This window comes from Geodermatophilus sp. SYSU D01176, from assembly GCF_054050015.1.
Map to the genome: position 1 here is coordinate 18,553 of NZ_JBJGYN010000020.1, position 26,222 is coordinate 44,774.

Annotated in this window: 25 protein-coding genes; 8 read left to right on the plus strand and 17 right to left on the minus strand. The window is 74.8% G+C overall.

Annotation, left to right across the window (positions count from 1 at the left end):
* The first annotated feature begins 104 nt into the window (after positions 1-104).
* From mftR to ACI78Z_RS12640, 4 genes are all read left to right on the plus strand, one after another.
* The gene (gene mftR, locus ACI78Z_RS12625) at positions 105-704 is read left to right on the plus strand and encodes a mycofactocin system transcriptional regulator (RefSeq protein ID WP_457036881.1); all 600 of its coding nucleotides are present in this window, start codon (positions 105-107) and stop codon (positions 702-704) included.
* 232 nt (positions 705-936) lie between these two features.
* Positions 937-2,229, plus strand: a complete 1,293-nt coding sequence (gene mdo, locus ACI78Z_RS12630) for an NDMA-dependent methanol dehydrogenase (RefSeq protein WP_457036882.1) — start codon at positions 937-939, stop codon at positions 2,227-2,229.
* Positions 2,230-2,416: 187 nt separating this feature from the next.
* Positions 2,417-3,661, plus strand: a complete 1,245-nt coding sequence (locus tag ACI78Z_RS12635; protein ID WP_457036883.1) for an AAA family ATPase — start codon at positions 2,417-2,419, stop codon at positions 3,659-3,661.
* 16 nt (positions 3,662-3,677) lie between these two features.
* Positions 3,678-5,186 carry a VWA domain-containing protein gene (locus ACI78Z_RS12640; protein ID WP_457036884.1) on the plus strand — a complete coding sequence of 503 codons (1,509 nt, stop codon included), beginning with the start codon at positions 3,678-3,680 and terminating at the stop codon, positions 5,184-5,186.
* Between the two features lie 32 nt (positions 5,187-5,218).
* Here the strand turns inward: ACI78Z_RS12640 and ACI78Z_RS12645 are convergent, their stop codons facing one another.
* From ACI78Z_RS12645 to ACI78Z_RS12680, 8 genes are all read right to left on the minus strand, one after another.
* Positions 5,219-6,238 carry an oxidoreductase gene (locus ACI78Z_RS12645; protein ID WP_457036885.1) on the minus strand — a complete coding sequence of 340 codons (1,020 nt, stop codon included), beginning with the start codon at positions 6,236-6,238 and terminating at the stop codon, positions 5,219-5,221.
* A 139-nt stretch (positions 6,239-6,377) separates the two neighbouring features.
* The gene (locus tag ACI78Z_RS12650; RefSeq protein WP_457036886.1) at positions 6,378-7,046 is read right to left on the minus strand and encodes a MadR family response regulator transcription factor; all 669 of its coding nucleotides are present in this window, start codon (positions 7,044-7,046) and stop codon (positions 6,378-6,380) included.
* Complete coding sequence (locus tag ACI78Z_RS12655) at positions 7,039-8,358, minus strand: histidine kinase (protein WP_457036887.1); 1,320 nt, start codon at positions 8,356-8,358, stop codon at positions 7,039-7,041. Before ACI78Z_RS12655 ends, ACI78Z_RS12650 begins: the two co-directional genes overlap by 8 nt.
* A gap of 10 nt (positions 8,359-8,368) precedes the next feature.
* Positions 8,369-9,601, minus strand: coding sequence for an iron-containing alcohol dehydrogenase (locus tag ACI78Z_RS12660; RefSeq protein WP_457036888.1), 1,233 nt, complete (start codon positions 9,599-9,601; stop codon positions 8,369-8,371).
* Between the two features lie 160 nt (positions 9,602-9,761).
* Positions 9,762-10,964, minus strand: coding sequence for a cysteine desulfurase-like protein (locus ACI78Z_RS12665; RefSeq protein WP_457036889.1), 1,203 nt, complete (start codon positions 10,962-10,964; stop codon positions 9,762-9,764).
* A complete protein-coding gene (locus ACI78Z_RS12670) occupies positions 10,961-11,308 on the minus strand; it encodes a hypothetical protein (RefSeq protein ID WP_457036890.1) in 348 nt (115 codons plus the stop codon). Before ACI78Z_RS12670 ends, ACI78Z_RS12665 begins: the two co-directional genes overlap by 4 nt.
* Positions 11,309-11,752: 444 nt before the next feature.
* Positions 11,753-11,962: a hypothetical protein gene (locus ACI78Z_RS12675; RefSeq protein ID WP_456880714.1), complete on the minus strand. Its 210-nt coding sequence runs from the start codon at positions 11,960-11,962 to the stop codon at positions 11,753-11,755.
* A gap of 37 nt (positions 11,963-11,999) precedes the next feature.
* On the minus strand, positions 12,000-13,436 hold the full coding sequence (locus tag ACI78Z_RS12680; RefSeq protein ID WP_457036891.1) for a bifunctional 3-(3-hydroxy-phenyl)propionate/3-hydroxycinnamic acid hydroxylase: 1,437 nt from the start codon (positions 13,434-13,436) through the stop codon (positions 12,000-12,002).
* A gap of 134 nt (positions 13,437-13,570) precedes the next feature.
* On the opposite strand from ACI78Z_RS12680, the gene ACI78Z_RS12685 reads away from it, so the two are divergent.
* From ACI78Z_RS12685 to ACI78Z_RS12695, 3 genes are all read left to right on the plus strand, one after another.
* The gene (locus tag ACI78Z_RS12685; RefSeq protein ID WP_457036892.1) at positions 13,571-14,695 is read left to right on the plus strand and encodes an NDMA-dependent alcohol dehydrogenase; all 1,125 of its coding nucleotides are present in this window, start codon (positions 13,571-13,573) and stop codon (positions 14,693-14,695) included.
* Between the two features lie 182 nt (positions 14,696-14,877).
* Positions 14,878-15,771 carry an AAA family ATPase gene (locus ACI78Z_RS12690; protein WP_457036893.1) on the plus strand — a complete coding sequence of 298 codons (894 nt, stop codon included), beginning with the start codon at positions 14,878-14,880 and terminating at the stop codon, positions 15,769-15,771.
* A gap of 89 nt (positions 15,772-15,860) precedes the next feature.
* Positions 15,861-16,778, plus strand: a complete 918-nt coding sequence (locus ACI78Z_RS12695) for a vWA domain-containing protein (RefSeq protein ID WP_457036894.1) — start codon at positions 15,861-15,863, stop codon at positions 16,776-16,778.
* 475 nt (positions 16,779-17,253) lie between these two features.
* Here ACI78Z_RS12695 and ACI78Z_RS12700 read toward each other — a convergent pair whose 3' ends face one another.
* The 8 genes from ACI78Z_RS12700 to ACI78Z_RS12735 form a co-directional block, all read right to left on the minus strand.
* Positions 17,254-17,919, minus strand: a complete 666-nt coding sequence (locus tag ACI78Z_RS12700) for a hypothetical protein (RefSeq protein ID WP_457036895.1) — start codon at positions 17,917-17,919, stop codon at positions 17,254-17,256.
* A 44-nt stretch (positions 17,920-17,963) separates the two neighbouring features.
* Complete coding sequence (locus tag ACI78Z_RS12705) at positions 17,964-18,521, minus strand: MOSC domain-containing protein (protein WP_457036896.1); 558 nt, start codon at positions 18,519-18,521, stop codon at positions 17,964-17,966.
* 38 nt (positions 18,522-18,559) lie between these two features.
* Positions 18,560-19,225, minus strand: coding sequence for a ClpP family protease (locus ACI78Z_RS12710; protein ID WP_457036897.1), 666 nt, complete (start codon positions 19,223-19,225; stop codon positions 18,560-18,562).
* Positions 19,222-19,521: a helix-turn-helix domain-containing protein gene (locus ACI78Z_RS12715; protein WP_457036898.1), complete on the minus strand. Its 300-nt coding sequence runs from the start codon at positions 19,519-19,521 to the stop codon at positions 19,222-19,224. Before ACI78Z_RS12715 ends, ACI78Z_RS12710 begins: the two co-directional genes overlap by 4 nt.
* Before the next feature lie 114 nt (positions 19,522-19,635).
* Positions 19,636-20,757 (minus strand): XdhC family protein, encoded by a 1,122-nt coding sequence (locus ACI78Z_RS12720; RefSeq protein WP_457036899.1) that lies wholly within the window; start codon positions 20,755-20,757, stop codon positions 19,636-19,638.
* Positions 20,758-20,775: 18 nt separating this feature from the next.
* Positions 20,776-21,855, minus strand: a complete 1,080-nt coding sequence (locus ACI78Z_RS12725) for a vWA domain-containing protein (RefSeq protein WP_457036900.1) — start codon at positions 21,853-21,855, stop codon at positions 20,776-20,778.
* Between the two features lie 85 nt (positions 21,856-21,940).
* On the minus strand, positions 21,941-22,855 hold the full coding sequence (locus tag ACI78Z_RS12730; RefSeq protein ID WP_457036901.1) for an AAA family ATPase: 915 nt from the start codon (positions 22,853-22,855) through the stop codon (positions 21,941-21,943).
* A gap of 160 nt (positions 22,856-23,015) precedes the next feature.
* Complete coding sequence (locus tag ACI78Z_RS12735; protein ID WP_457036902.1) at positions 23,016-24,041, minus strand: DUF2382 domain-containing protein; 1,026 nt, start codon at positions 24,039-24,041, stop codon at positions 23,016-23,018.
* A 317-nt stretch (positions 24,042-24,358) separates the two neighbouring features.
* Between ACI78Z_RS12735 and ACI78Z_RS12740 the strand changes: the two genes are divergently transcribed.
* Positions 24,359-25,171, plus strand: coding sequence for a DUF3097 domain-containing protein (locus ACI78Z_RS12740; protein WP_457036903.1), 813 nt, complete (start codon positions 24,359-24,361; stop codon positions 25,169-25,171).
* Positions 25,172-25,359: 188 nt separating this feature from the next.
* Here the strand turns inward: ACI78Z_RS12740 and ACI78Z_RS12745 are convergent, their stop codons facing one another.
* On the minus strand, positions 25,360-26,190 hold the full coding sequence (locus ACI78Z_RS12745; protein ID WP_457036904.1) for an aldo/keto reductase: 831 nt from the start codon (positions 26,188-26,190) through the stop codon (positions 25,360-25,362).
* Positions 26,191-26,222: the final 32 nt, after the last annotated feature.

Consider the following 26,222-nt stretch of genomic DNA (forward strand, 5'->3'; position numbering starts at 1 on the left):
GTTACGCGGTGGCGGGCACGTTAGTGACACCGAGTGCCACGGGCAACACCGGCCTCGGACGCGGCGCGCCGCCCGCCGGTACGCCGGTGCCGCAAGATGGGGTGGTGACCGAGGCGCCTGCGGACGTACGCGCCGACACCCGCGCCCGCATCCAGCAGGCGGCCCTGGAGCTGTTCACGCGCAACGGCTTCGAGCAGGTCACCGCCGACGAGATCGCCGAGGCCGCGGGGACCAGCCGGCGCACGTTCTTCCGCTGCTTCGCCACCAAGGCCGACGCGGTGTGGGGGGAGTTCGGCGCGCACGTCACCCGGCTCGAGCGGCTGCTGGCGGCCACCCGCGGCGACCAGCCGGTGCTCGCCTCGATCTGCGCGGCCTACGTCGAGGTCAACGACTACGCCGCCGAGGACCTGCCGATCCTGCGGCAGCGCATGGCGCTGATCCTCGGCGAGCCGGCGCTGCAGGCCCACTCGCAGGTGCGCTACGCCGACGTCGACCGGGTGGTCGCCGAGCACGTCGCGCGCCGCACCGGGCAGTCCCCCACCGCGCTGCTCCCCCGGCTGGTCGCCACCAGCACCCGGGCGGCGGCGACGACGGCCTTCGAGGTCTGGCTGGCCGACGGGACGACGACCCTGGCCGAGGCCCTGCACGCGGCCTTCGACCAGCTCGCCCTGGGCTTCCCGAGCCTGCGCACACCGCCCGCCTAGCGCCCCGGCGGTTTCCGCGGGAATCGCCGGGGCCGGGCCCGCACCCGTGCGAGGTCGGCCGTCGCGCCGAGAGCCGGGGCAACTGCCCGGTCGGGCAGGTGCACCTCACCGGGCGGGCCGACCTGCTCCTCCGGACGGCCGGTTCCTCCTCCGCACCCCTGCCGCGAGGTGTGACAGCGCTCATACCGTCCGCGCCGACGACTCTCCCGCCGGCAGCAGGAAGGACCACCCCGTGAAGGTCGAAGAACTCCTCAAGCCCTTCCCGATCAAGGAGTTCCACCCGTTCCCGCGCGCCCTCATGGGCCCCGGCGCGCACGAGATCATCGGCCCGGAGGCCCTCAAGCTGGGCTTCAAGCGGACGCTGATCATGACGTCGGGCCTCCGCGGCACCGACATCGTCAACAAGATCGCCGAGTCGATGAAGTACCACGGTCTCGAGGTCGTGGTCTACGACAAGGTGGAGTCCAACCCCAAGGACTACAACGTCATGGACGCCGTGGCGCTGTACCAGGAGAACGAGTGCGACAGCTTCGTCTCCATCGGCGGCGGCTCCAGCCACGACGCCTGCAAGGGCGCGCGCATCTCGGTCGCGCACGACGGCCGCAGCGTCAACGAGTTCGAGGGCTTCAACCAGTCGGAGAACCCGAAGAACCCGCCGCACATCGCCGTCTCCACCACGGCCGGCACCGGTTCGGAGACCAGCTGGGCCTACGTCATCACCGACACCACGACCGACCCGGACAACCCGCACAAGTACGTCGCGTTCGACGACACCTCGGTGACGACGCTGGCGATCGACGACCCGGTCCTCTACTACGACTGCCCGGTCGACTACACCGCCCAGTGCGGGTTCGACGTCCTCGCGCACGCCAGCGAGCCCTACGTCTCCCGGCTGAACTTCCAGCCCTCCCTGGGCAACGCCTTGCACGCCATCAAGCTGACCTCGGAGCACCTGCGCCAGGCGGTGTGGAACGGCCAGGACCTGGCCGGCCGCGAGGGCATGATGTACGCGCAGTACATCGCCGCCCAGGCGTTCAACTCCGGTGGCCTCGGCATCATCCACTCGATCAGCCACGCGGTGAGCGCCTTCTACGACACCCACCACGGGCTGAACAACGCCATCGCGCTGCCCCGCGTGTGGGCGTTCAACATGCCGACGCAGTACCAGCGCTTCGCCGACATCGCGCAGGCCATGGGCATCGACACCCACGGCATGACCGCTCCCCAGGCGGCCGACGCGGCGCTGGCCGCGGCGATCCGGCTGCTGCGCGACGTCGGCATCCCGGAGAAGTTCACCGACGTCACCCAGGACAGCTACTCGAAGAACCGGCTGGGCCAGGGCCCGACGAAGTTCTACGAGAACGCACCGGTCATCAACGGTGACGACAAGGACGTCGACCGGATCACCAACCACGTCCTCGGCGACGCCTGCACCCCGGGCAACGCCAAGGAGTGCACCTTCGAGACCGTCCGCCCGGTGGTCGAGCACTGCATGACCGGCGACCTGGACGACCTGCTCAGCTGACCGGCGTCCCCGGCCGGACCCCGACCGGGGCGACCTCTCGGCTGAGGCCGCCCCGGTCGACCGGGGCGGGGTGGTCTGCCGACCGCCCCGCCCCCTCGCCAGGAGAACCCGTGACCGAGCCTGCGAGGTCACCCAGATGCACAGCACCCATGGGCGCGCGGACGACGAGCGCCAGCGAGGAGAACGCGTGACCGTGCAGCCCGTGCCCGCCGACGCCGTCCCCGACAGCGACTCCGCCTCCCCCGCGTTCGATTCCCCTGACGATGTCAGCCGCGCCTTCGCCGAGCACGGCTACATCGCCGACCGGCGGCTGGCGACGACGACCTTCGTCATGTCCCGCCTGGCCAAGCCGCTGCTGCTGGAGGGCCCGGCCGGCGTCGGCAAGACCGAGCTGGCCAAGACGCTGGCCACCGCCACCGGACGCAGGCTGCTGCGCCTGCAGTGCTACGAGGGCCAGGACGAGACCAAGGCCCTCTACGAGTGGGACTACGGCAAGCAGCTGCTCTACACCCAGATCCTGCGCGAGAAGACCGCCCAGCTCCTGTCGGACACCGACTCCCTCGAGGAGGCCGTCGCCCGGGTGGCCAGCGCCGACAGCGCGTTCTTCAACGAGCGCTTCCTCGCCCCGCGCCCGCTGCTGGAGGCGGTGCGCTCCGAGGAGCCGGTCGTGCTGCTGGTCGACGAGGTCGACCGCGCCGACGAGGCCCTGGAGGCTGTGCTGCTGGAGATGCTGGCCGAGTACCAGGTGTCGGTGCCCGAGATCGGCACGTTCGTCGCCCAGCGCGCGCCCTACGTCGTCCTGACCTCGAACAACACCCGCGACCTCTCGGCGGCGCTCAAGCGGCGCTGCCTGCACCTGTTCCTGGAGTACCCCGACGCCGACCGCGAGCTGGAGATCCTCCGGTCGAAGCGGACCGGCCTGGACGACGCCGCGGCGCAGCGGCTGGTGGAGATCGTGCGTGGGCTGCGCGGCCTGGACCTGCGCAAGGCCCCGAGCATCTCCGAGACCATCGACTGGGCGCGCACCCTCGCCGTCCTGGGGGTCAGCGAGCTGGACGCCGAGGTGCTCGGCGACACCGTCTCGGTCGTCGCCAAGTACGAGCGCGACGTGCAGCGCTCGCGGGAGGCGCTGCCCCGGCTGGTCGACCCGAATGCGACGGTGCCGGCGTCCCTGGGGCACGGGCACGATCACGGCCACACGCACTCGCACGGGTCGCACACCCACGGCGGCCACACCCACGACCACGACCACGAGGACGACGGCCGCCGGGTGCGCGCGGCGAAGGACGCCCCCGGCCGGCACGACGACTCCTTCGGCGCCCGCGGCGGCCCCGCGGAGGCGTCGGCCGCGCCACGGCAGGTGCGCGCCGGCCAGGGTGCCCGCTCGTTCGCCCCCAACCGCGGCGGCGGCGCGCGCCGGCGGCCGGTCTGACGGGCGCCGGTCGGAGATGGAGGCCGCCCTGCACCGGTTCATCCGGCTGCTGCGACTGCGCGGGATGCGGATCTCGACGGCGGAGGCGATCGACGCCTTCGACGCCGCGACCGCGGTGGGGCTGAGCGACCGCCCCGCGCTGGAGGCCGCCCTCGGCGCGGCGCTGCTCAAGGACCGGCGGGACGCCGAGGTCTTCGCCGACACCTTTGCCCGCTTCTTCGGCCTGCTGGCCGTCGTCGACGCCGACGAGGGGCACGGGCACGCCCACGACGACCTGGCCGACTCCGGCGAACTGCAGAAGATGACCTGGTCGCCGGATCCGGCCGCCGACGTGCAGGAGGGCCACAGCCACGGCAAGCCGGTCGACATCAAGGAGTTCTTCAGACCCGAGGACCTCGCCGCGCAGTACAACCTGCACCAGGAGGCCAACAAGGTCGACCTGGCCTCGCTGACCCAGCAGATCGTGCTGTCGTCGGAGAGCCGCGGCGGGCTCACCGACGCCCAGGAGGTGCAGCTGGAGGTCTCGCGGCTGCACGACCCGGGCCTGCCGGGCGACCTCGTGCGCGGCGGCGGCACCCAGCTGGACCTCGAGCTGTCGGTGGCCCAGCAGCAGGCCCTGCGGGACTGGCTGGCCGACCCGGTCGGCGACCTGGACCCGGAGGTCGCCGAGGCGCTGCGCCGCCAGCTCGCCGGCGTCATCGAGGACCTCCCCGAGCTGCTCGCCGCGCACCTGCAGAAGCTCGCCGAGATGACCGGCATGGCCATCGAGGAACGGGAGATGGCGCGGGCACCGGTGGAGAAGGTGACCGAGGCCGAGCGGGCGCGGATCGAGGAGTCGCTGCGCCGGCTGGCCACCTCCCTGCACGGCGGGCTGACCCACAAGAAGCGGCAGTCCCCCCGCGGGCGGGTCGACGTCGCGCGCACCATGCGCCGCAACCTCAAGTACGACGGCGTCCCGTTCCGGCCGGTGACCACCCGGCTGGCCGAGGACAAGCCGCGCCTGGTCGTGGTCGCTGACGTGAGCCTCTCGGTGCGGACGACGGCGCGGTTCACGCTGCACGTCGTCCACGCGCTGCAGGACCTCTTCGCGCAGGTGCGCACCTTCGCCTTCGTGGACGACGTCGTCGAGATCACCGACCTGTTCGACGAGCACCCGCTGGAGCACGCGCTGGGCCTGGTGTTCGGCGGTGACGTGATCGACGTCGACGCCTCCAGCGACTACGGCTCGGTGTTCGCCACGCTCGCCGCCGACCACTCCGGGGCCTTCACCCGCCGCTCGACCCTGCTGGTGCTCGGCGACGGCCGCGGCAACGGCAACACCCCGCGCCTGGACGTCTTCGCCGACCTGACCCGGCGGGTCCGCGAGACGATCTGGCTGACCCCCGAGCCGCGGTACTCGTGGGCGCTCGGCGGCTGCGACCTGCCCGCCTACGCGGAGAGCTGCGACCGGGTCGAGGTCATCCGCGACCACTCCGGGCTGGAGAGCTGGGCGACCGACGTCGTCACCCGCGCCGCCTCGCGGTGATGCTCCCGGCGATCCCCGCGGGGATCGCCGGGTCAGGGCCGGCCGCCCGAGCCTCCGCCGACCCACGGTGGCCGGCCGCCCGAGCCTCCGCTGACCCACGGTGGCCGGCCGCCGGGGCCACCGCCGCCCCACGCCGGCACGCCGCCGGCCGGCGGGCCGCCCATGGTCACGATGCGGTCCAGCTCCTCGGTGTCGTCGGGGCCGAGCTCCACCTCGCCCGCCGCGAGGAGCTCCTCCAGCTCGGCGACCGAGGTCGCGCTCGGGATGACCAGCACGTTGGGCGAGCGGGCCAGCAGCCACGCGATCGCCACCTGCATCGGGCTGGCCCCCACCCGCTCGGCGACGGCCTCCAGCACCGCCGTCTGCGGCGGCGACATCTCGCCCATGGGGAAGAACGAGGTGTAGGAGATCCCCTCCAGCGCCGTGTAGGCGATCCCGTCGCGGGCCAGCTCCTTGACCAGGCGGTCGTCGGTGCGGTGGATCAGGTTGTAGTGGTTGTGCACGCAGGCCAGCGGCGCGATGGCCCGCGCCTCGGCGACCTGGCGGGCGGTGATGTGGCCGACCCCGAGCCGGCGGACCAGCCCCTCCTGCTGCAGCTCCGCCAGCGCCTCGAACGGCTCGGCGAGGGAGCGCTCCGCGGGCTCGCCCAGGCCCGGCATCCGCAGGTTGGCCACGTGCAGCGCGTCCAGCCCGAGGTGCTCCAGGTCCTCCTCCACCGACCGGCGCAGCTCGTCGGGCGTCAGCGCCTCCTCCCAGCCGCCCTCCGGCGTCCGGCGGGCGCCGACCCGGGTGACGATGACGAGGTCCTCGGGGTAGGGGGACAGCGCCTCGCGGATCAGGTCGTTCACCACGTGCGGGCCGTAGAGGCCGCTGGTGTCGATGTGGTCGACCCCCAGCTCCACGGCCCGGCTCAGGACGGCGAGCGCCGCGTCCCGGTCAGCCGGTGGGCCGGTGACCCAGGGTCCGGTGAGCTTCATGCCGCCGTACCCCAGGCGGTGCACGGTCCGGTCGCCGAGGGAGACCCGTCCGGATCCCGTCGCGGTGGTCGTCATGCCGGGCGAAGCTAGGGGCGGGCGGGCTCCGGACGACACACCGGATCGGCACGGCACGGCGCGGCAGTCACGGGTCGTGCGGCCGGTGCGAGCGTGTCGTGAACCGTCGGCAGCGTGTCGTCCCGCGTGTCGCCGCGGGCTAGATGAGACCCAGCTTCGAGCCGGCGTAGACGGCCTCGGCGCGCCGGGACACAGCGAGTTTGCGCATGACGTTGCCGACGTGGAACTTCGCCGTCGTCGCGGAGATGAACAGCTCCCGGCCGATCGCCTCGTTGGACAGCCCGCGCGCCAGCAGGGTGAGCACCTCGCGCTCGCGGACGGTGAGGTCCGGCCCGGCCGCGGCCGCGGGGGACGGCGCCGGTGCGGCGAGCGAGCGCACCACCATCGTCGCGCTGTGGCTGTCGAAGGCGCTCTCCCCGCGGCGGACGGCCCGGATCGCGGCCACCAGCGCCACGGCGTCGACGTCCTTGAGCACGTAGCCGCGGGCGCCGCGCTGGATCGCCTCGAGCACCAGCTGCTGGTCGAGGAAGGTCGTCACCACCAGCACGCCGGGGGCGGGGGTCGTGGCGGTGAGCTGGCCGCACAGGGCGAGGCCGGCGACGTCGGAGCCGGCCGAGAGCTTCAGGTCGAGCAGCACGATGTGCGGCCGGCTGGCGGCCACCAGGTCCAGCGCCTCCCCCGCGGACGCCGCCTCGCCCACCACCTCGATGTCGGGCTCGCGCTCCAGGATCGAGCGCAGCCCCTGCCGGACGATCGCGTGGTCGTCGACGATGACCAGCCGGATGGTCCCCGCGGTCCGCTCAGTCATCGACGACGTCCCACGGCATCCGGACCTCGACCCGCACCCCGCCCATCCGGGCCCGCGTGAACCGCACCGTCGCTCCCATCTCCTGGCAGCGGGAGGCGATGTTGCCCAGCCCGCGGTGGTACCCGTCGTCCCGGCCCCCGGAGGCCCGCAGCGCCCGGCGCAGCACCTCGGGGTCGCCGCGGCCGTCGTCGGCGACCGACAGCCGCAGCTCGTCGGGCCGGTACGCCAGCCGCACGGTGCTCCGGGTCGCGTGCGCGTGCCGCGCGGTGTTGAACAGGCACTCCGAGGCGATCCGGAACAGCGAGTGCTCCACCTCGGGCGGCAGCTCGCGCGGGCGCCCCTCCACCCGGACGGCGACCGCGAGGCCCGGCACCGGCGCCACGTCGGAGAGCCGGCCGAGCAGCGCGGGCAGCCCGTCGCCGTCGCCGTGCCCGTCGGAGGAGAGCGCGTGGATGGCGCCGCGCAGCCGCTCCACCGCCTCCCGGGTCAGCGCCTTGGCGTGCCCGAGCCGCTCGTAGACCTCGCCGTGGTGGGCCACCTCCGGGCGGCACCACTCGATGGTCATCCCGGCCGAGAGCACGTGCTGGGCCACGCTGTCGTGCAGCTCGCGGGCGATCCGGTGCCGTTCGGCGTCCACCGCCTCGCGCTGCGCGGCGACGTCCAGCCGCCGCTCGGCCTCGGCCAGCTGCTCGTGCCGCTCGGCGAGGTCCCGGGCGCGCTCCTGGGCCTGCGCGTAGAGCTCCTCGGTCTGCCGGCGCAGCCCCTCCGACCGGGCCAGCAGGTGGTCCGAGAGCAGCGCGACCGCCGACTGGTTGGCCACGATCCGCAGGATGGCCAGGTCCGCGGCGGTCGCCGTCCGCCGGGGCCCGCCGCAGGCGACCAGCGCGCCGACCGGCTCGCCGTCCACCACCAGGGGGACGACGACCGCGCCGTCGGCGGTCTGCCACGGCTCGACGGCGTCGGCCTCCAGCGCCTCGGCGACCGGGCGGCGCACCACCTCCGGCAGCAGCTCCAGGTGTCCCACGCCGACCCCGGAGGGGCCGCGGCCGAGCATCCGCGGGCGGGCGAGCGGCAGCGCCGTCCCGGACAGCGCGAGCACCGCCCACGGCTCGCCGAGGTGCTCGGCGGTGGCGTCGACGACCGCCCGGCACAGCGCGTCGGCGCCCTGCCCGGTGGCCGACAGGACGCCGGCGATGTGCTCCAGGGACCCGAGGGCGCGGTCGAGGTTCTCCGCGGTCTGCCGGTACTCGGCGTACCAGCTCGGCTTCGACGAGCGCAGCCCGGTGAGCTGGGAGATGTCCGGGGCGCGCATCAGCGGGGCGTCACAGGGCGGAGCGGAACAGCGCGGTGACGTCGTGGTGGTCGGCGTCGCGGGGGTTGGTCGACAGGCACGCGTCGCCGAGCGTGGTGGTGGCCAGGGTGTCGATGTCGGCCTCCCGCACGCCCAGCTCGGCCAGCCCGCGCGGGCAGCCGAGGTCCGCGGCGAGCCGGCCGACCGCGGCGGCGGCCTCCTCGGCGGCGACGTCGGCCGGCAGCCCGGTGACGTCGATGCCCATGGCCCGCGCGACGGGGGTGAACCGGTCCGGCGCACTGCGCGCGTTGAACCGGATGACGTGCGGCAGCAGGACGCCGTTGACGACGCCGTGCGGCAGGTCGAGCAGGCCGCCGACCTGGTGGCTCATGGCGTGCGTGGCGCCGAGTATCGCGTTGGTGAAGGCCAGCCCGGCCTCGAGGCTGGCCTGCGCCATGGCCGTGCGCGCGGCCGGGTCCTCCGGCCGGTCGAGGGTGGCGCGCAGCGAGCCGCAGATCAGCTCGATGGCGTGCAGCGCGTGGACGTCGGTGAGCGGGCCGGCCGCCCGGGACACGAACGCCTCGATGCCGTGGGTGAGCGCGTCCAGGCCGGTGGCGGCGGCGAGGTCGTCGGGCATCGTGGTGAGCAGCCGCGGGTCGGTGATCGAGATGTCCGGCACCAGCGCCCGGCCGATCAGCGTGGCCTTGAGCCGGCGGGTGGTGTCGGTGATGACGGCGAACTGCGAGACGTCGGCGCCGGTGCCCGCGGTGCTGGGACACATCACGGTCGGCGGGATGGCGGCGGTGACCTTGTCCACACCCTCGTAGTCCAGGATCCGCCCGCCGTTGCTGGCCACGACCGCGATCGCCTTCGCCGCGTCGATCACCGAGCCACCGCCGAGGCCGACGATGACGTCGCAGCCGCTCTCCAGGTAGCGCTCGGCGCCGGCGGCGACCTCGTGGTCCTTGGGGTTTGGCGTCAGGTCCTGCCAGACGGTCGCCCGCAGCCCGGCCTCGGCGAGGTGGCCGGCGAGCTCGCTCCACCAGCCGGCCCGCACCAGCCCGGCGTCGGTGACGACGAACGGCCGCTGTGCGCCCAGCCGCCGGGCCGCCCAGCCGGCCTCGGACAGCGCGCCCCAGCCGAAGACGACCTCGGGCACCAGGTACTTGCTGAACGCCGCCACGGCCGGGGCCGGACGGGCTCCCGGCTCCCGGACCGCGAGGCCGGCCGGGCGCGCGAGCCGGGCCGGGGCGGCGGCGGTCATCGACACCCTGCTCGGGGAGCGCACGCGGCATCGGACACGACGACCTCCGGGGTCTCGGGCGGTGCCGCCCAGACTAACCCGGCCGTGACCGCTGTCACACGTTTCGGTCGCGTACGACCGAACAGCCTTCCGCGCGCGAAAGGCACCTCGTCTGCACCGGTCAGGCGGCGAGCCAGTCCCCCAGCCCGGCGAGCAGCCGGTCGACGTCCTCGTCGTCGGTGTAGGGCGCGAGCCCGACCCGCAGGCCGCCGGTGTCGCCCAGCCCGAGCCAGCGGGAGGCCTCGATCGCGTAGAACGACCCGGCCGGGGCGTTCACCCCGAGCTCGGCGAGGAAGCGGTACGCGTCGGCGGCGTCCCGCCCGTCGAACGTGAGCAGCAGCGTCGGGGTGCGCCGCTCAGCCCGGGACCACACGGTGACGCCGGGCAGCGCGCGGACGCCGTCCTCGATGCGCTCCCGCAGCCGGTCCTCGTGCTCCTCCAGCGCCGCCATGCCGACCTCCAGCCGGGCGCGGCGGTCGCCCTCCGGGCCGCCGAGCCCAGCCAGGAAGTCGACCGCGGCGGTGGTTCCGGCCAGGAGCTCGTAGGGCAGCGTGCCCAGCTCGAACCGCTCGGGGACGGCGTCGGTGGAGGGCAGCAGCTTGTCCGGGTGCAGCGTCTCCAGCAGGGCGGGGTCCGCGACGACGCAGCCGAGGTGCGGGCCGAGGAACTTGTACGGGGAGCAGCTGTAGAGGTCGGCGCCCAGCGCGGCGACGTCGACGGCGACGTGCGCGGTGAGGTGCACGCCGTCGACGTAGGTGAGCGCGCCGGCGTCGTGGGCGAGGGCGCTGATCGCCGCGACGTCCGGCCGGGTGCCGATGAGGTTGGACGCGCCGGTGACCGCGACCAGCCGGGTGCGATCGGACAGCAGCCCGCCCACCGCCTCGGGGACCAGCTCGCCGGTGGCCTGGTCGAACTCCGCCCAGCGCACGATCGCCCCGCGGGCCTGCGCGGCCTGCACCCACGGGCGGACGTTCGCGTCGTGGTCCAGCCGGGTCACCACGACCTCGTCGCCCGGCCCCCACCCTGCGGAGAGCACGCGCGAGAGGTCGTAGGCCAGCTGGGTCGCGCTGCGACCGAACACCACCCCGCCGGGATCGCCGGCGACGAGGTCCGCGACCGCCTGCCGGGCCGCGAGGACGACGTCGTCCGCGGTCCGCTCCGCCTGGGTGACCCGCCCGCGGTTGGCGATCGGCGCGGTGAGGGTGGCCGCGACCGCGGCGGCCACCGACTCGGGCACCTGGGAGCCGCCCGGACCGTCGAAGTGGGCGACCCCGGCGCGCAGGGCGGGGAAGCAGGCGCGGACGGCGGCGACGTCGTAACTCACCCGAGGAGCATGCCGGGTCCTCCGAGGCTCGCTCCACAGCCCACCGGTGTGCGGTCAGTGTGGTCTCGCTCCGGACGGACACCACACTCATCGCACATCCCCGTCGGCTCAGGTCTGAGCTGTTCCCCCGGCGGGTCGGCGAGCAATTCCGCGCGGCGGGCCAGGTGGCGCGGCGGGATGAGTTGTTCAGCCAGCGTGGGAACCACTGTGGCGGTCAGCAACCACCCTGGCCACGCCGGCGAGCTGGTCAGTGCCAGCCACACCGCGAGGACGAGCACCACCGCGAAGAACGGCAAGGCCCACCAACGCAGCCGCACGATCTCCTCACGCTGCTGCAACGCCACCCGGCGAGCCGACTGGCGCAGCTCGGGGTCGTGGGGCACCGGGCCGCGTCGGGCCAGCCTCGCCGCCTGACGCAGCCGGTCCGGCGACGGGGCGCCGGCGGCCTCCCGGAAGCGGCGGTTGTCACCGGCCGCTATCGGGCCGATCACTGCACCGAAGAGGACGCCGGTGATGACGGCAGGGACATCGCCTGGGTCTAGCTCTCGAGATCAAAGAACCGCCAGGTCAGCGTCATGAGGACGGCCCAGAGGGAGCCGAAGATCAGGGATCCGGCCCACCACGGGATAGTGAGCAGCTACAGATGTGGTCATGGTCGACAGCGGGTCACTGCCCGGCCAGGCGACGACCCGGCCGGGGGAACCGGCGCCGTCCCGTCGCTCGCCGGATGTGCACTCGTCGTGGTCTCGAACCGACCGGAGACCACGACGAGTGCACAGAGCGCCGGGTCAGCGGCCGCCGAGCAGGCCGCCCAGCCCTCCGCCACCGCCGCCGAGCTTGCTGATCAGGTCCATGGGCGAGAGGCCCAGCTTCTCGAGGATGCCGGCGTGCTGGTCGGTGTCGACGGTGCCCGGCAGCTCCTGGTCGGCCTGCTGCGCCTTGGCGTCATCGCCCTGGTTGCGGAGGAGTTCGAGGATCTGGTTCTTGTCGATCTGCATGCACCCGCCGTACCCGGAACCCCGGGGCCCACGCGGCTCAGGACGCGGAGAGCACGATCCGGTCCGGCCGGACGACGGCGGCGCCCGCCCGGCCCCGCCCCAGCCACGCGGTGAGCGCGCCGGAGACGTCGGCGACCTCGACCTCCCGCCCACCCTCCGGTCGTACCGCCAGCCGCCCGGGGGCGAGCAGCCGCAGCCGTGCCGTCCCGGGCCCGAGGACGTCGTCCACCGCCACCTCGCGGCCGTCGAGCCGGACGGCCGCACGCGGCAGGAGCGTGCCCGCGAGCCGCCGGCCGGCCCGGCCGCGGCGCACCACCAGCGGGCCGCGGCGCAGCGGCGGGGTGCGGCTGTCGGTGGCGAAGCGGGCGACGGCGGGGACCCGGCCCACACCCGCCAGCACCTCGCGCCGCAGCACCGCGGCGCTCCGGCCGCCACCGGTCATCAGCCGGCCCACCAGCAGCGCCAGCCGGACCATCGCCCGCGCGTGCGGCTCGCGCTCGGCCTGGTGGGTGTCGAGCAGCCGCTCGGGGGCGGTGCCGGCCAGCACCGCGGCCAGCTTCCAGCTGAGCTGGTGGACGTCGCGCAGCCCGAGGCCCAGCCCCTGCCCGATGAACGGCGGGGTGAGGTGGGCGGCGTCCCCGGCGAGCAGCACGCGACCGGCGCGCCAGCGGTCGGCCACCTGCGCCCGGTAGACGTACTCGGCGGTCCGCACCACCTCGACGTCCGCCGCGCCCCAGGGGGCCAGCAGTCCGGGCAGCCGGGCGGCCAGGTCGTCGCGGGTCTCGCCGGGCAGCAGGCGGAACTCCACGCGGTAGCGGTCGCCCGACACCGGCATGGCCGTGGCCGCCCGCTGCGGGTCGCACACCTGGTGCACCCCGGGCCACAGCGGCAGCGGCACCGGCGAGCGCAGGTCGGCGACCAGCCAGCGGTCGGGCCGGCCGAGGTCGCGCATCCGCGCCCCGATCAGGGTCCGCACCGTGCTGTTCGCGCCGTCGCAGCCCAGCACCGCCGCGGCCCGCACCCACGACCGCGCACCGGAGGCGCGGTCCAGGGCGACGACGCCGTCCGGTGTCAGGTCGAGCAGCTCGCAGCCGGCGTGCAGCTCGACGAGCGGCTCCTGGCGGACGGCGGCCAGCAGCAGCTCCTCCAGGTCCGGCTGGGAGAACATCGACCCCTGCGGCCAGCCGTGCAGCCCCGCCGACGACGAGCGGGCGAACTCGGCGAGCACCCGGTGGCGGCCGTCGAGCAGGCGCAGCCCCCGTGTCGGACGGCTGACCCGCAGGAACGCCTCGGCGACCCCGGCGTCGGCCAGGGCGCGCAGCGCCTCGTCGTCCAGGTGCACCGCGCGCGGTTGCCCGTAGGGGGCGGGCTGCCGCTCGAGCACCACCACCGGCAGCCCGCGGCGGGCGAGCAGCAGCGCCGCCGTCAGCCCGACCGGCCCGGCGCCGACGACGACCACCGGGCGCTCGGTCACGGCGCCACTGTCCCAGCCGGCGCACCGGGGGGTAGCGACGACGTTGCAGCCGATTTCCCCTGGGTGTGACCTGGGCCATACGGTCCCCCGGCACGGTCCTGCACTGGTGCAGGCCAGAGACGAGGAGGTCTTGGGTGCCCGTCAACACCCGCGGGGCGATCATCCGCTCCGCTCCCGGCAAGTACGAGGTCGTGGACCTGATCGCCGACGACCCGCGGCCCGGCGAGCTGCAGGTCAAGTTGGCCGCGTCCGGGATGTGCCACTCGGACGACCACCTGGCCACCGGGGACATCCCCATGGCGCACTACCCGATGTGCGGCGGCCACGAGGGTTCCGGGGTCGTCACCGCCGTCGGCCCCAACACCAAGGGCTTCAAGGAGGGCGACCACGTCGTCTTCTCGTTCCTGCCGGCCTGCGGCCGGTGCCGCTGGTGCGCCAGCGGCCTGAGCTACCTGTGCGACCTGGGCGCCGGCCTGCTCGTCGGGGCCCGCTTCGACGACCCGGAGAGCTTCCGGTTCTCCCTCTCCGACGGCACCGCCGTCGGGCAGATGTGCGGCCTGGGCACGTTCGCCGGGGTGACCACGGTCAACGCCGAGTCGGCGGTCAAGATCCCCGACGACATCCCGCTGGACGTGGCCTGCCTCACCGGCTGCGGCGTGGGCACCGGATGGGGCTCGGCGGTCACCGCGGCCGGGGTGGAGCCGGGCGACACGGTGATCGTCATGGGCATCGGCGGCATCGGCATCAACGCCGTCCAGGGCGCTGCGCACGCCGGCGCGAGCAACGTCATCGCCGTGGACCCGGTCGCGTTCAAGCGCGAGAAGGCCCAGGAGCTCGGCGCCACGCACGCCTTCGAGAGCATCGACGAAGCCGCCGACTTCGCCCGCAGCGTCACCAACGGGCAGGGCGCCGACAAGGCCGTCGTCACCGTCGGGGTCACCACCGGGGAGCACGTCTCCCAGGCGTTCTCCTCGATCCGCAAGGCCGGCACCGTCGTCGTCACCGGCCTGGGCAACATCCAGGAGGTCGGACTGCCCATCTCCATCGGCGAGCTCACGCTCTTCGCCAAGGAGATCAAGGGCGCCATGTTCGGCGACTCCAACCCGCACACCGACATCCTCAAGATGCTGCGGCTCTACCAGGAGGGGAACCTCAAGCTCGACGAGCTGGTCACCAAGCGGTACACGCTCGACGAGATCAACCAGGGTTACGAGGACATGCACGCCGGCAAGACCATCCGCGGCGTGATCATCTACTAGAAGGACCCCTCGCCCCCGCCGCTCGCGAGCTCGCGGCGGGACCCTGCGAGGGGGCCACCCTTCCTCCCCACCCCTCGCAGGCTCGGGGCGGGGCACTGGAAGGGGGCCGTTCCAGTACCACACCAGGGCCGGGGCGTCTCTCGCCGAGGGGCGCCCCGGTCGCGCGTTCAGCGGGGAGCACCGTGAGCACACCCACCGAGACCCGGCGGCTGGACGTCACCGGCATGGTCCGGGTCGCCCGCGAGCGGGTCGTCGCCCGCATCCGGGAGGCCGAGGTCGTCGTCGCGGCGCTGTCGGCCGGCCGGAACGTGCTGCTCGAGGGGCCGCCGGGCACCGGGAAGACGACGCTGCTGCGCGCGCTGGCCGACGGCGCGGGCGTGCCGCTGGTGCTGGTGGAGGGCAACGCCGAGCTCACCCCGGCCCGGCTGGTCGGCCACCACGACGCCTCGCGGGTGCTCACCGAGGACTACCGCGCCGAGAACTTCGTCCCCGGCCCGCTGACCCGAGCCATGACCGACGGCGCCGTCCTCTACGTGGAGGAGTTCAACCGGGTGCCGGAGGAGACGATGAACGTCCTGCTCGGCGTCCTCTCCGAGCGGGAGATGCACGTCCCCCGCTACGGCCGGGTGACCGCCCGTCCCACGTTCCGGCTGGTGGCGGCGATGAACCCGTTCGACGCCGTGGGCACCGCCCGGGTCACCCCCGCCCTCTACGACCGGTCCTGCCGCGTCGCCATGGGCTACCAGGACGAGGACGCCGAGGTCGCCGTCGTCACCGCCGCCACCGGCGGGCCCGCGCCGCTGGTCGCCCGGGCGGTGCGCGCGGTGCGGATCACCCGCGACCACCCCGAGCTGCGGATCGGCGCCTCGGTGCGCGGCGCCATCGACACCGTGCTCATCGCGGTGGAGCTGGCCACCGTCCGCGGGCACGAGGGCATCGGGGACAGCACCGGCCTGGACGCCGCGCTCGCCGCCCTGACCGGCAAGGTGACGCTCGCCGACGGCGCGGCCCGCCCGGTGGAGGACGTCGTCGCCGACATCTGGCGCCGGGCGGGTGAGGAGCTGGGAAAAGCCTGACCGCCGACGAGGCGGACCGGTCGACCCCGGCAGCGCCGCCACCCGGCGGGCACCCGCCGCAACCGGCCGCGGTCGAGGACCCGGGCGAGGTGGAGCAACTGCTCCGCCGGCACGCGGCCCGCCGGTCCGGCCGCGACGAGCTCAGCCGCGCCCACCCGGACTTCCAGCAGGTCTCCCCGCAGGCGGGCCGGCTCGACGAGCAGGCGCTGCGCGACCTCGCCGCGCGGGATCCCGAGGCGGCCTCCCGGCTCCTGACCGCCATGGGCCGGGCCTTCGACCCCGGGCTGCGCGCGGCCGCCCGGGCCCTGGCCTGCCGGCTGCCGGTGGGGGCCCCGCGATCCGGCGTCCCCGACCGCCCCGGGACCCGCCGGGTGGTGACCCGCCGGGACGACACCGGCAGCGACCTCGACCTCGACGCCACCCTGGCCGCCCGCGGCGCCGAGCCGCACTGGCGCGCTGCCCACCTGCGCACCCGCGGCTGGCGGTCCACCGGCCGGTCCTGCGTGCTGCTGGTCGATGCGTCCGGGTCCGTGGCCGGGGACGAGCTCGCGGTCGCCGTCCTGACCGCCTCGGCGCTGGCCCAGCGGATGCGCCCGGACGACGAGCTCGCCGTCGTCGCCTTCTGGTCGAGGGCGGTGGTCCTGCGGCCGCTGTCGGCCGACCCGCGCACCGACCTGGTCGTGGACCGGCTGTTCGACCTCCGCGGTGGCGGGACCACCGACCTGGACCTCGGGCTGCGCACCGCGGCCACGCAGCTGGCCCGGTCCCGGGCGACGACCAGGGACGTCGTGCTGCTCTCCGACGGCGTGCCCACCGAGAGCCCCGACCCCCTGCCGGCCGCGGCCGCGCTGGTCCGCGCCGGCGCCCGGCTGCACGTGCTGTCGCTGTCCGCGGAGCCCGAGTCGGAGGCCGGGTGCGCCGCCCTGGCCGCCGCCGGAGGCGGCCGGGTCGCGCCGCTGCTGCGGGCGACGGAGGCCCCAGCCGCCGTCCGCGCCGTCCTGGGCTGAGCCGCGTCGTCCTGGGCCGAGCCGGGTCCTCCCGGGCCGAGCCGGGTCCTCCGACCCGGGACCAACCGATCTGGCCGGCGGCCTCCCGTGGGCGCACGGTTCTCCCGTACCACCGGGGACGCACCACGGAGGCCGACGTGACCACCACGACCGTCGAGGCGCCACCCCTGACCTACGGCGACCCGGACCTGCTGCCCGCGACCGCTGCCGCACTCACCGGCGGCCGGCCGGTCGCCGTACGGCTGACCGGTGCACCCGCCCGCCGGGCGGCCACCGTGTTCCTCGGCGGTGACTTCCGGCTCTACGACGGCCTCCGCACCGTCGGGGCGCACCGGTCGCTGACGGCCGTGCTCCGCCACGCCCGGCTCGACGACCTCGAGCGGGTGATCGCCCTGGGCCGGGCCCGCGGCCAACGCGTCGACGTCGAGTACGTCGACGGGGTGCGCGAGTTCCGGGTCGAGCTCGTCCCGCCGGATCAGCCGCCGAGCTCGGCGAGGTCCAACGGGTCCTCCGGCGCGGTGATCTCCTGGTCCTCGCCGAACTCGCCGAGGGTCAATGTGCCCTCGTCCTGGCCGTTGGTCACCTCGAGCGGGTAGGGCTCGTCCTCGCCGGCGACGACGAGCAAGCCGCCGCTGTCGGTCCGCACGACCACGACCGGCTCGCCGTCGCGCTCGTCCTCGGTGACCTCCTCCTCGATCTCACCGTCGCTGGGCGTGCGGAGCTCGTCGGCCAGGCCCTGCAGGGTCAGCTCCTGGAAGCCCGCGGCGGCGTCGGCCGGGACGAGCACCCAGCGGCCGTCCAGCTCGCCCGCGAACTCCTCCGGCACGCCCGACCCGGTCCAGAAGTCGGCCGGCGCCTGCATGTAGACCTGCCCGCCGACGGCGGTGAGCTGGACGTCCATCCCGTCCGTCGACAGGGTGCCGGTGAGGTCCTCGCCCTGGACCTGCAGGTCGATCTCGCCGCTCTCGCCGTCCATCGAGTACTCGCCGCTGACGGCGGCCGAGCCGGCCTCCTCCAGCGCGGTCGCCGCCCGGTCGGCCACCTCGGGCCCGCTGAGCTCGGCCATGCCGTTGCCGTCGGAACCGCACGCGGCCACCAGCAGGGCGGACGTGCCCAGCACGGCCAGGGTCCGGATGCGCATGGCACTCCCCCTCGTCCCCGGACCCGACGTCCGGTCGGCCGCGATCATCCGCCACTGGCGCGGGACGGCGGCCCCGCCGGTCTCGCGTGTCGCCGCACGGCGTCGCCCGCGCGGGCCGGGTCCAGCGGGACGGCGCTGGCGAGGACGGCGGGGCCCACCCGCAGCACGCCGTCGGAGAGCACGGAGCAGCGCACGCCGCCCCGGCCGCGCAGCGCCGCATGGGCGCCTGGCGCCAGGACGACGTCCATCCAGGCGCACGGGTGGGCCGGCCGGCCGCCGCCGAGCAGCACCGGCCCGGACCCGGAGTCCAGCGCGAAGCGCTCCCCCCGCAGGGCCTCCACCTCCGCACCGCGCAGGACGACGGTGCGGCGAGCCAGGTGCGGGTCGAACGGTCCGGCACCGAGCGCGGCGGCCACCGCCTCCAGCGCCTCGACGGCGAGCACGGTCAGCTGCGCGTCGCGGTGCGCCGGGCGGCCGGCGTAGCGGTCCCCGACGACGCCGTACCGGGCCCGCACCTCGATCGCGTCACGCCGGTCGCCGTCCTGCGCCGGCACGGGGCCGGTGGGCCGGCCGTCGTAGCGGTGCACCGGCGAGGCCAGCAACGCGACGACCTCGACGTCGTACCGGTAGGGGAGCCCGTTCAGCGGACCGGCTCGGCGGCGTCGACCAGGCCGTAGGCGCGGGCCTCCGCCGCGTCGAGCAGCCTCCCGACCCGCATGTCCGCGGCCACCTGGTCGACCGGTCGCCCGCAGGCACTGGCCAGCCGCTCCTGCAGCCGGCGCAGCTGCCGGGCGTGCTCGGCGGCCCAGGCCTCCACCGCGTACCCCGGGACGCCCCGCGGCGCCCGGGGCTCGCACAGCCGGACCATCGCGTGCGCGCCGGCGACCCGCCGGCCGGCGACGGCGAGGACCGCGACCGCCGGCCCGCTGAGGGTGCCCAGGCTGGTCGCGTGCACCGGGACGCCGACCAGGTCGAGCGCGTCCACCAGCGTCAGCGCGCCCTCGAGGTCGACGCCCACCCCGGAGAGCCGGAGGCGGATCGGGCCGTCCCCCGTCGCGTCGAGCAGCGCCAGCTCGCCGACCGCCCGGTTGACGGCGTCGGCGTCCAGCTCGCCGGAGAGGGGCACGATCCGCTGCTCCAGCAGCCGCTCGGCGAGCCAGTCGCCCCCGCCGACGACCAGGGCCGCGGACGCCGACGCCGCACCCGGCGCGGCCGGGCGCGGTTCCGGGTGCCACGGGTCGTGGCGCGGCCGCGGCGGCTCCGGCGGGTTCGGGGGGAGGGGTGGGAACGTGCTGCGCGAGGTCATGGGGACTCCTCGTCCGGGGTGGTGGGGCGGGTGGACGACCGGGACGGCCGGACCTGCCACTCGACGGTGCGGCCCAGGGCGGCCGCGTAGCGCTCCAGGGTCGACAGCCGCGCATCGAGCTGCCCGCTCTCCAGCCGGGCGACCGCCGACTGCGTCGTCCCCATCCGGGCGGCGATCTCCGTCTGGCTCAGGTCGCTCTCCTGACGGGCGCGGACGAGCTCCGTGATGAGTTCCCGCCGGCGTCCGGCCAGGTCCTGCAGACCCGGGAAGGCGCTGCGGCGTGACGGCTCCGGCACAGCGTCCAGACTATCGCGAAACCGCTATACCGACTGCCCCGTTGACCGGCGAGATCTGCACAGTGGTGGCCATCAGGCTCGTGATGACCACCACTGTGGAGATCTCGCGCCCCCTCAGCGCTCCGCGGTCTTGTGGATCGGGCCCTCGATGCTGGTCAACCGCTCTCCCGAGCCGCCCCAGCGCCCGGCGATGACCTCCGCGGCGATCGAGATGGCCGTCTCCTCGGGCGTGCGGGCGCCGAGGTCGAGCCCGATCGGGGAGGACAGCCGGGACAGCTCCTCCTTGGACAGGCCCGCATCGGACAGCCGCTCGAGTCGTTCGGTGTGCGTCCGCCGCGAGCCCATCGCGCCCACGTAGGCCACCGGCAGCCGCAGCGCGACCTCCAGCAGCGGGACGTCGAACTTGGGGTCGTGGGTGAGCACGCACAGCACGGTGCGCTCGTCGATCCGGCCGGCGTCGACCTCGGCCTGCAGGTAGCGGTGCGGCCACTCGACGACGACCTCGTGCGCGTCGGGGAAGCGCTTCGGCGTGGCGAAGACCGGGCGGGCGTCGCACACGGTGACCCGGTAGCCGAGGAAGGCGCCGACCCGGGCGACGGCGGCGGCGAAGTCGATGGCGCCGAAGACCACCATCCGCGCGGCCGGCGCGAAGGCGTTGACGAACAGCGACAGGTCGTCGCCGCGGCGCTCGCCGTCGTGCCCGACGTGCAGCATCCCGGTGCGGCCGGCGGCCAGCATGCCGCGGGCGTCGTCGACGACGGCGTCGTCCAGCCGCTGCAGGCCGAGCGTGCCGGAGCTGCGGTCGGGCCAGACGACCAGCCGCCGTCCCACCCGGTCGTCCGGGCCGGCGACGCAGGTGACGACGGCGACCGGCTCGTGCCGCTCCACCGACTCCGCCACCTCGCCGAGCTCGGGGAAGGACTCGCGGGAGACCGGCTCGACGAACACGTCGAGGATCCCGCCGCAGGTCAGGCCCACGGCGAACGCGTCGTCGTCGCTGACCCCGTACCGCTCGAGGGTGGGGACGCCGGTCTCGACGACGTCCTTCGCCTCCTCGTAGACCGCGCCCTCGACGCAGCCGCCGGAGACGCTGCCGACCGCGGTGCCGTCGGGGCCGACCAGCATCGAGGCCCCGGCCGGGCGCGGCGCGGAGCGCCAGGTGGCGACCACCGTGCCCATGCCGACGGTCTCGCCCGCCTGCCACCAGCCGATCAGGTCCTCCAGCACGTCACGCACGGCTGCCCTCCTCTGGGCTCAGGCACGGGAGATCACTCCCGCCAGCTCCTGGAACGCCGCCAGGCTGTGCCCGGCGACGAAGTGGTCGACCGACGGCAGCGCCGCCTGCATCCCGGCGGTGAGCGGCTCGTAGCCCTCCCGGCCCTTGTGCGGGTTGACCCACACGACGGCGTGCGCCAGCCGCTGCAGCCGGGCCATCTGCTCGGCCAGCACCTCGGTGCCGCCGCGCTCCCAGCCGTCGCTGCACACGACGACCACCGCGCCGCGGGCGGTGCCGCGCTGGCCCCACCGGTCGAGGAACGCCTTGAGCACCTCGCCCAGGCGGGTGCCGCCGGACCAGTCGGGGATCGCCGAGCCGCTGGCCGCCAGCGCCTTGTCGGGGTCGCGCAGCCGTAGCTCCCGGGTCACCCGGGTCAGCCGGGTGCCGACGGTGAAGACCTCGGTCGCGGCCGGGCGCGCCCGGACGGCGGCGTGCGCGAAGCGGAGCAGCGAATCGGCGTAGGGACTCATCGAGCCCGACACGTCGATCAGCAGGACGACGCGACGCGGCCGGGGCCGGGCCCGCCGGTGCAGCAGCCGGGTGACCTCGCCGCCGTCGTGTAGCGCGCGGCGCACGGTGCGGGAGGCGTGGACGGCGCCGTGCGGGCTGGCCCGGCGGCGGCGCGAGGGCCGCATGGGGGTGGCCGGCACCAGCAGCGCGAACAGCCTCCGCAGCTGCTCGCGCTCGGCGCCGGTCAGCTCGGCGACGTCCCGGTGGCGGAGCACCTCGTCGGCGCTGGCCTGCCCGGCGAGCTCCGGCGGCGACTCGGCGTCCGCCTCGCCGGCGCCGGGGTCCAGCGGCGCGGTGGTGACCGTCCTCTGCCGCTGCTGGGCGGCCGGGGGCACCGGCCGCGGCGACTCGCCGCCGAAGTACGCGGCGAAGGCCGCGTCGTAGCGCTCCAGGTCGTCCGGGCCGGCGCACAGGGTCAGCCGGCCGGACCAGTAGACGTCGGTGGCGTCGAGGACGTCGAGCGCCGCGACGGCGGACATCATCGCCTCGACCCGGTCCGGGGAGGCGCCGACCCCGGCGACCCGCAGGGTGCGCGCGAAGCCCAGCACCGTGTCGACGACATCGCGTCGCGCTGGAACGGCCCCGTCCGGAGGCTTGCCCTGAGCCTGCGAAGGGTGAGAGGGACGGGGTCCTTCAACCACCGAAGAGCGCCCCCCGGGCCAGGGCGTGCACGCGGTCGGTGTCCTCCCGGTACTTGAGGACCGCTCCCAGCGTGCGCGCGGCGACGTCGGGGTCCAGCTCGCGGGCACCGAGGGTGTGCAGCGCGGTCGCCCAGTCCATCGCCTCGGCGACCCCCGGTGGCTTGAGCAGGTCCAGGGTGCGCAGCTTCGCCGTCGCGCGGGCCACCTCGCGGGCCAGCTGCTCGGTGACGTCGGGCAGCCGGCGGCGCAGGATCGCGACCTCCCGGTCGAAGTCCGGGTGCTGCAGCCAGTGGTAGAGACAGCGCCGCTTGAGGGCGTCGTGCACCTCGCGAGTGCGGTTGGAGGTGAGGACGACCAGCGGCGGGGTGGTGGCCCGGATGGTGCCGAGCTCGGGGATGGAGATGGTGAAGTCGGAGAGGACCTCGAGCAGGAAGGCCTCGAACTCGTCGTCGGCGCGGTCGACCTCGTCGACCAGCAGCACGCTCGGCGAGTCCTCCAGCGCCTGCAGCAGCGGGCGCGCGAGCAGGAAGCGGCGGTCGTAGAGCGACGCCTCCAGCGTCTCGGTGTCGCCGGTGGCGTGCGCGGCCTCGGCGGCGCGCAGGTGAAGCAGCTGCCGGCCGAAGTCCCAGTCGTAGAGCGCCTGGCTGGCCTCGAGCCCCTCGTAGCACTGCAGCCGGTAGAGGGGCCGGCCGGTGACCCGGGCCAGCGCCTGGGCCAGCGCGGTCTTGCCGACGCCGGCCTCGCCCTCGAGGAACAGCGGGCGGTGCATGGCCAGTGCGAGGTACGCGGCGGTCGCCAGGCCCTCGTCGGGCAGGTAACCGGTCGTCTCGAGGGCCGCGGCGAGCTCGTCAGGCCCGCCGATCCCGCCGTCCGCGCCGGTCACCGGCCGCACCGTGGTCTCGCTCACGCCCCGAGCATCCCACCCGCCCTGCCGACGTGACCCTGCCCGGTCGGGTGGACCTGGAACCGGGCCGGGAACGGCAGATGGCCGGCCGGGATCGGGTGCTCGGCCGGCCACCGCCGTCTGGTGCCCGGTCCTGCCGGGCTGGACCGTCAGGTCCCTGCGATCAGCGGCCGATCCGGCCGTCGTCGTCGCGGTCGAGGGCGTCCTTGGCCTTGTTGACCAGGCCGCGGTCGTCGCGGCCGGTGGTGCCACCGGTCACGCCGGTGCCCTGGGCGCCGTCGACCTCGATCTCCTCCTTGCGGACGTCGGACGACACCCGCTCCTGGTCGGTGACTGTCTCCTTGTCCAGGCGCACCCGCTCGACCGGCACGGCCTCCTTCTCCACCACCGGACGCTCGGCGCGGAGCGTGACCTCGTGCTCCTCCTCGGAGATCGCCGGGCCGTCCATGGCCCGCCCGACGTTGGCGTCGGTGATCGGCTCGCGCTCGACCCGGACCTCCTCGCGGGAGACCGGCACCGTCTCGCTCACGTTCTCGGTGACGACGTACTTGCGCAGCCGGGCCCGGCCGACCTCCTCGGAACGGGTGCCCACGTTCAGGCGCTCCTCCGAGCGGGTCATCGCCTCGTCGGTGGTCGGACCCGAGGTGTCGCGGCCCACGGCGCGGCCCTGCACGTCGTCGTAGACGCCGTCACCGTCGCGGTCGGTGCGGCCCGTCGTCCCGGCGGTGCCGGCCATCCCGGCGGTGCCGGCCGTCCCGGCGGTGCCGGCCGTCCCGGCGGTGCCCGCGGTCGTCGTCGTGGTGTCGGTGGTCGTCGCGTCGGTGGTCGTCGTGGTGCCGGTGGTCGTCATCGAGGTGTCGGTTGTCGTCCCCTGGCCGGACCCGAGGCCGTAGTAGCGGTAGAGCTCCTGCTCCTCCTGCGGCGACAGGTGGCCCTCGGTGTCGATCTTCGGGGCGTCCTTCACCTGCGCCTTGCTCACCGGTACACGCAGCCCCTCGTCGGTGAGGTCGGCGTCCCGGATCGGCACGAAGGACTCCTTGGTGCCGAACAGCCCGGTGCGCACCGTGACCCACTCCGGCTGGCCGCTCTCGTCGTCGAGGTAGACCTCCGAGGCCGAGCCGATCTTGTCACCGCTCTGGTCGTAGACGTCCCTGCCGATCACCCGGCTGATGGCTTCGGTGCCGATCATGGTGGCTGTCGCTCCCATCTGAGCTGTGGTGTTCCGGTCGATCACAGGGGTGTCCGCCGGGCGGGTCACGAAACGGCCACGAACGTCCCGACACGCCCGGCCGGGCTGGACAGGAAGGCCCCGGCCCGCTCTCAGCACCGCGCCGCGTCGCATCCCCGCTGGCCAGGGCCCCGGCAACGGGGGGGTGCCGGGGCTCGGCGGGAGCACGTGGTCAGCGATGACTCGCGGTCACAACGGGTCGCCCGGGCGTGTCGTCAGAGGTCGGCCCCGGCGCGTCGCCACCGCCGTCGGGCCGGTCGCTGCCCATCCTGGAGGGCGTGCCTCCCCGCTCGCCGTACGACGACCTGGTCCACCCGCGCACCGTCAAGAAGCCCAGCCCCCAGGTCGAGGCCGAGCGCGACCTGGTCGTGGAGGACCCGAGCTCCGGCTTCGTGGGCGCCGTGGTGCGCTGCGAGAAGGACGTCGTCCACCTCGAGGACCGGTTCGGGAAGGTGCGCGCCTATCCGCTGGGGCCCGGCTTCTGGGTCGACGGCCGGCCGGTCGTGCTGGTGCGCCCGAAGCCGCAGGCACCGGCGACCCCGACCCGCAGCGCCTCCGGCTCGACCTACGTCGCCGGCGCCCGCGCCCGGGTCGCCCGCGAGGGCCGGATCTACGTCGAGGGCAAGCACGACGCCGAGCTGGTCGAGAAGGTGTGGGGCCACGACCTGCGCATCGAGGGCGTCGTCGTGGAGCCGCTGCACGGAGTCGACGACCTGCCCGGCATCGTGCGCGACTTCCGCCCGGCGTCCGGACGGCGGCTCGGCGTACTGGTCGACCACCTCGTGACGGGCTCCAAGGAGTCGCGCATCGCCGGGCAGGTCACCGGGGAGTACGCGCTCGTCGTCGGGCACCCCTTCATCGACATCTGGCAGGCGGTCAAGCCGTCGGTCGTCGGCATCCGGGCGTGGCCCACGGTGCCCAAGGGCGAGTCGTGGAAGGACGGCGTCTGCCGGCGGCTGGGCTGGGAGGACGACACCGGCTACGTCTGGGCGCAGCGGATCCTCGCCCGGGTGCGCACCTGGACCGACCTGGAGCCGGCCCTCATCGGCCGGGTCGAGGAGCTCATCGACTTCGTCACCGAGTCCCCGTGATGCGCTGCTGGGCTCCGTGCGGCAGGGAGCTCGCGGCGTCGTCGCCCGTGACGGCCCGTACCGCGCGCTGAGCACGCAGGGCGTCCTCCGTCTCCTGCCGCCGACAGCTCGCGACGATCACGGCGCCGGGACCACCTCGCGGTCCTGGAGGTGGTCCCGGCGCCGTGATCGCGCGGATCCGGAGAGCCTCAGCCGGGGACGTAGTTGAAGGTGTCCGGGTCGGGGCCGGTGCGCTCGCCGCGGTCCAGGCTCGTCAGCGTGGCCATGTCGTCGGCGCCGAGCTCGAAGTCGAACAGCGCGAAGTTCTCCTGCATGCGCTCGCGGGAGACCGACTTCGGGAAGACGACGTCCCCGCGCTGCACGTGCCACCGCAGCACCACCTGGGCCGGGGCGCGGCCCAGCCGCTCGGCGACGGCGACGATCGCCGGGTCGCCCAGCACCTTGCCCTGCGCGATCGGCGACCAGGCCTCGGTGACGATCTCGTGGTCGGCGTCGAAGGCCCGGAGCTCCTCCTGGGTGAGGTAGGGGTGCACCTCGATCTGGTTGACCGCCGGGCGCACCTCCGTCTCGGCGAACAGCCGGCGCAGGTGGTGGGCCTGGAAGTTGGAGACGCCGATCGCCCGGCACCGGCCGCTGGCGTAGATCTCCTCCATCGCCTTCCAGGTCTCGACGTAGTCGACGTCGATCCCCGGCAGCGGCCAGTGGACCAGGAAGAGGTCCAGGTGGTCGAAGCCGAGGTCGCCCAGGGTCTGGTCGAAGGCGCGCAGGGCGTCGTCCCGGCGGTGGGAGCCGTTGTTCAGCTTGCTGGTCACGAAGACCTCGCCGCGGTCGAGACCCGAGCGCGCGACGGCCTCGCCGACGCCCTTCTGGTTGCCGTACATCTCGGCGGTGTCGATGTGCCGGTAGCCGATCTCCAGGGCGGTGGAGACGGCGTCGGCGGTGTCCTCCGGCGGGACCTGGTAGACGCCGAACCCCAGCTGGGGGATCTCGACGCCGTTGTTGAGTCGGATCGTGGGCACGCTGGCCACGAGGGCTCCTCTCGCTGACGGAT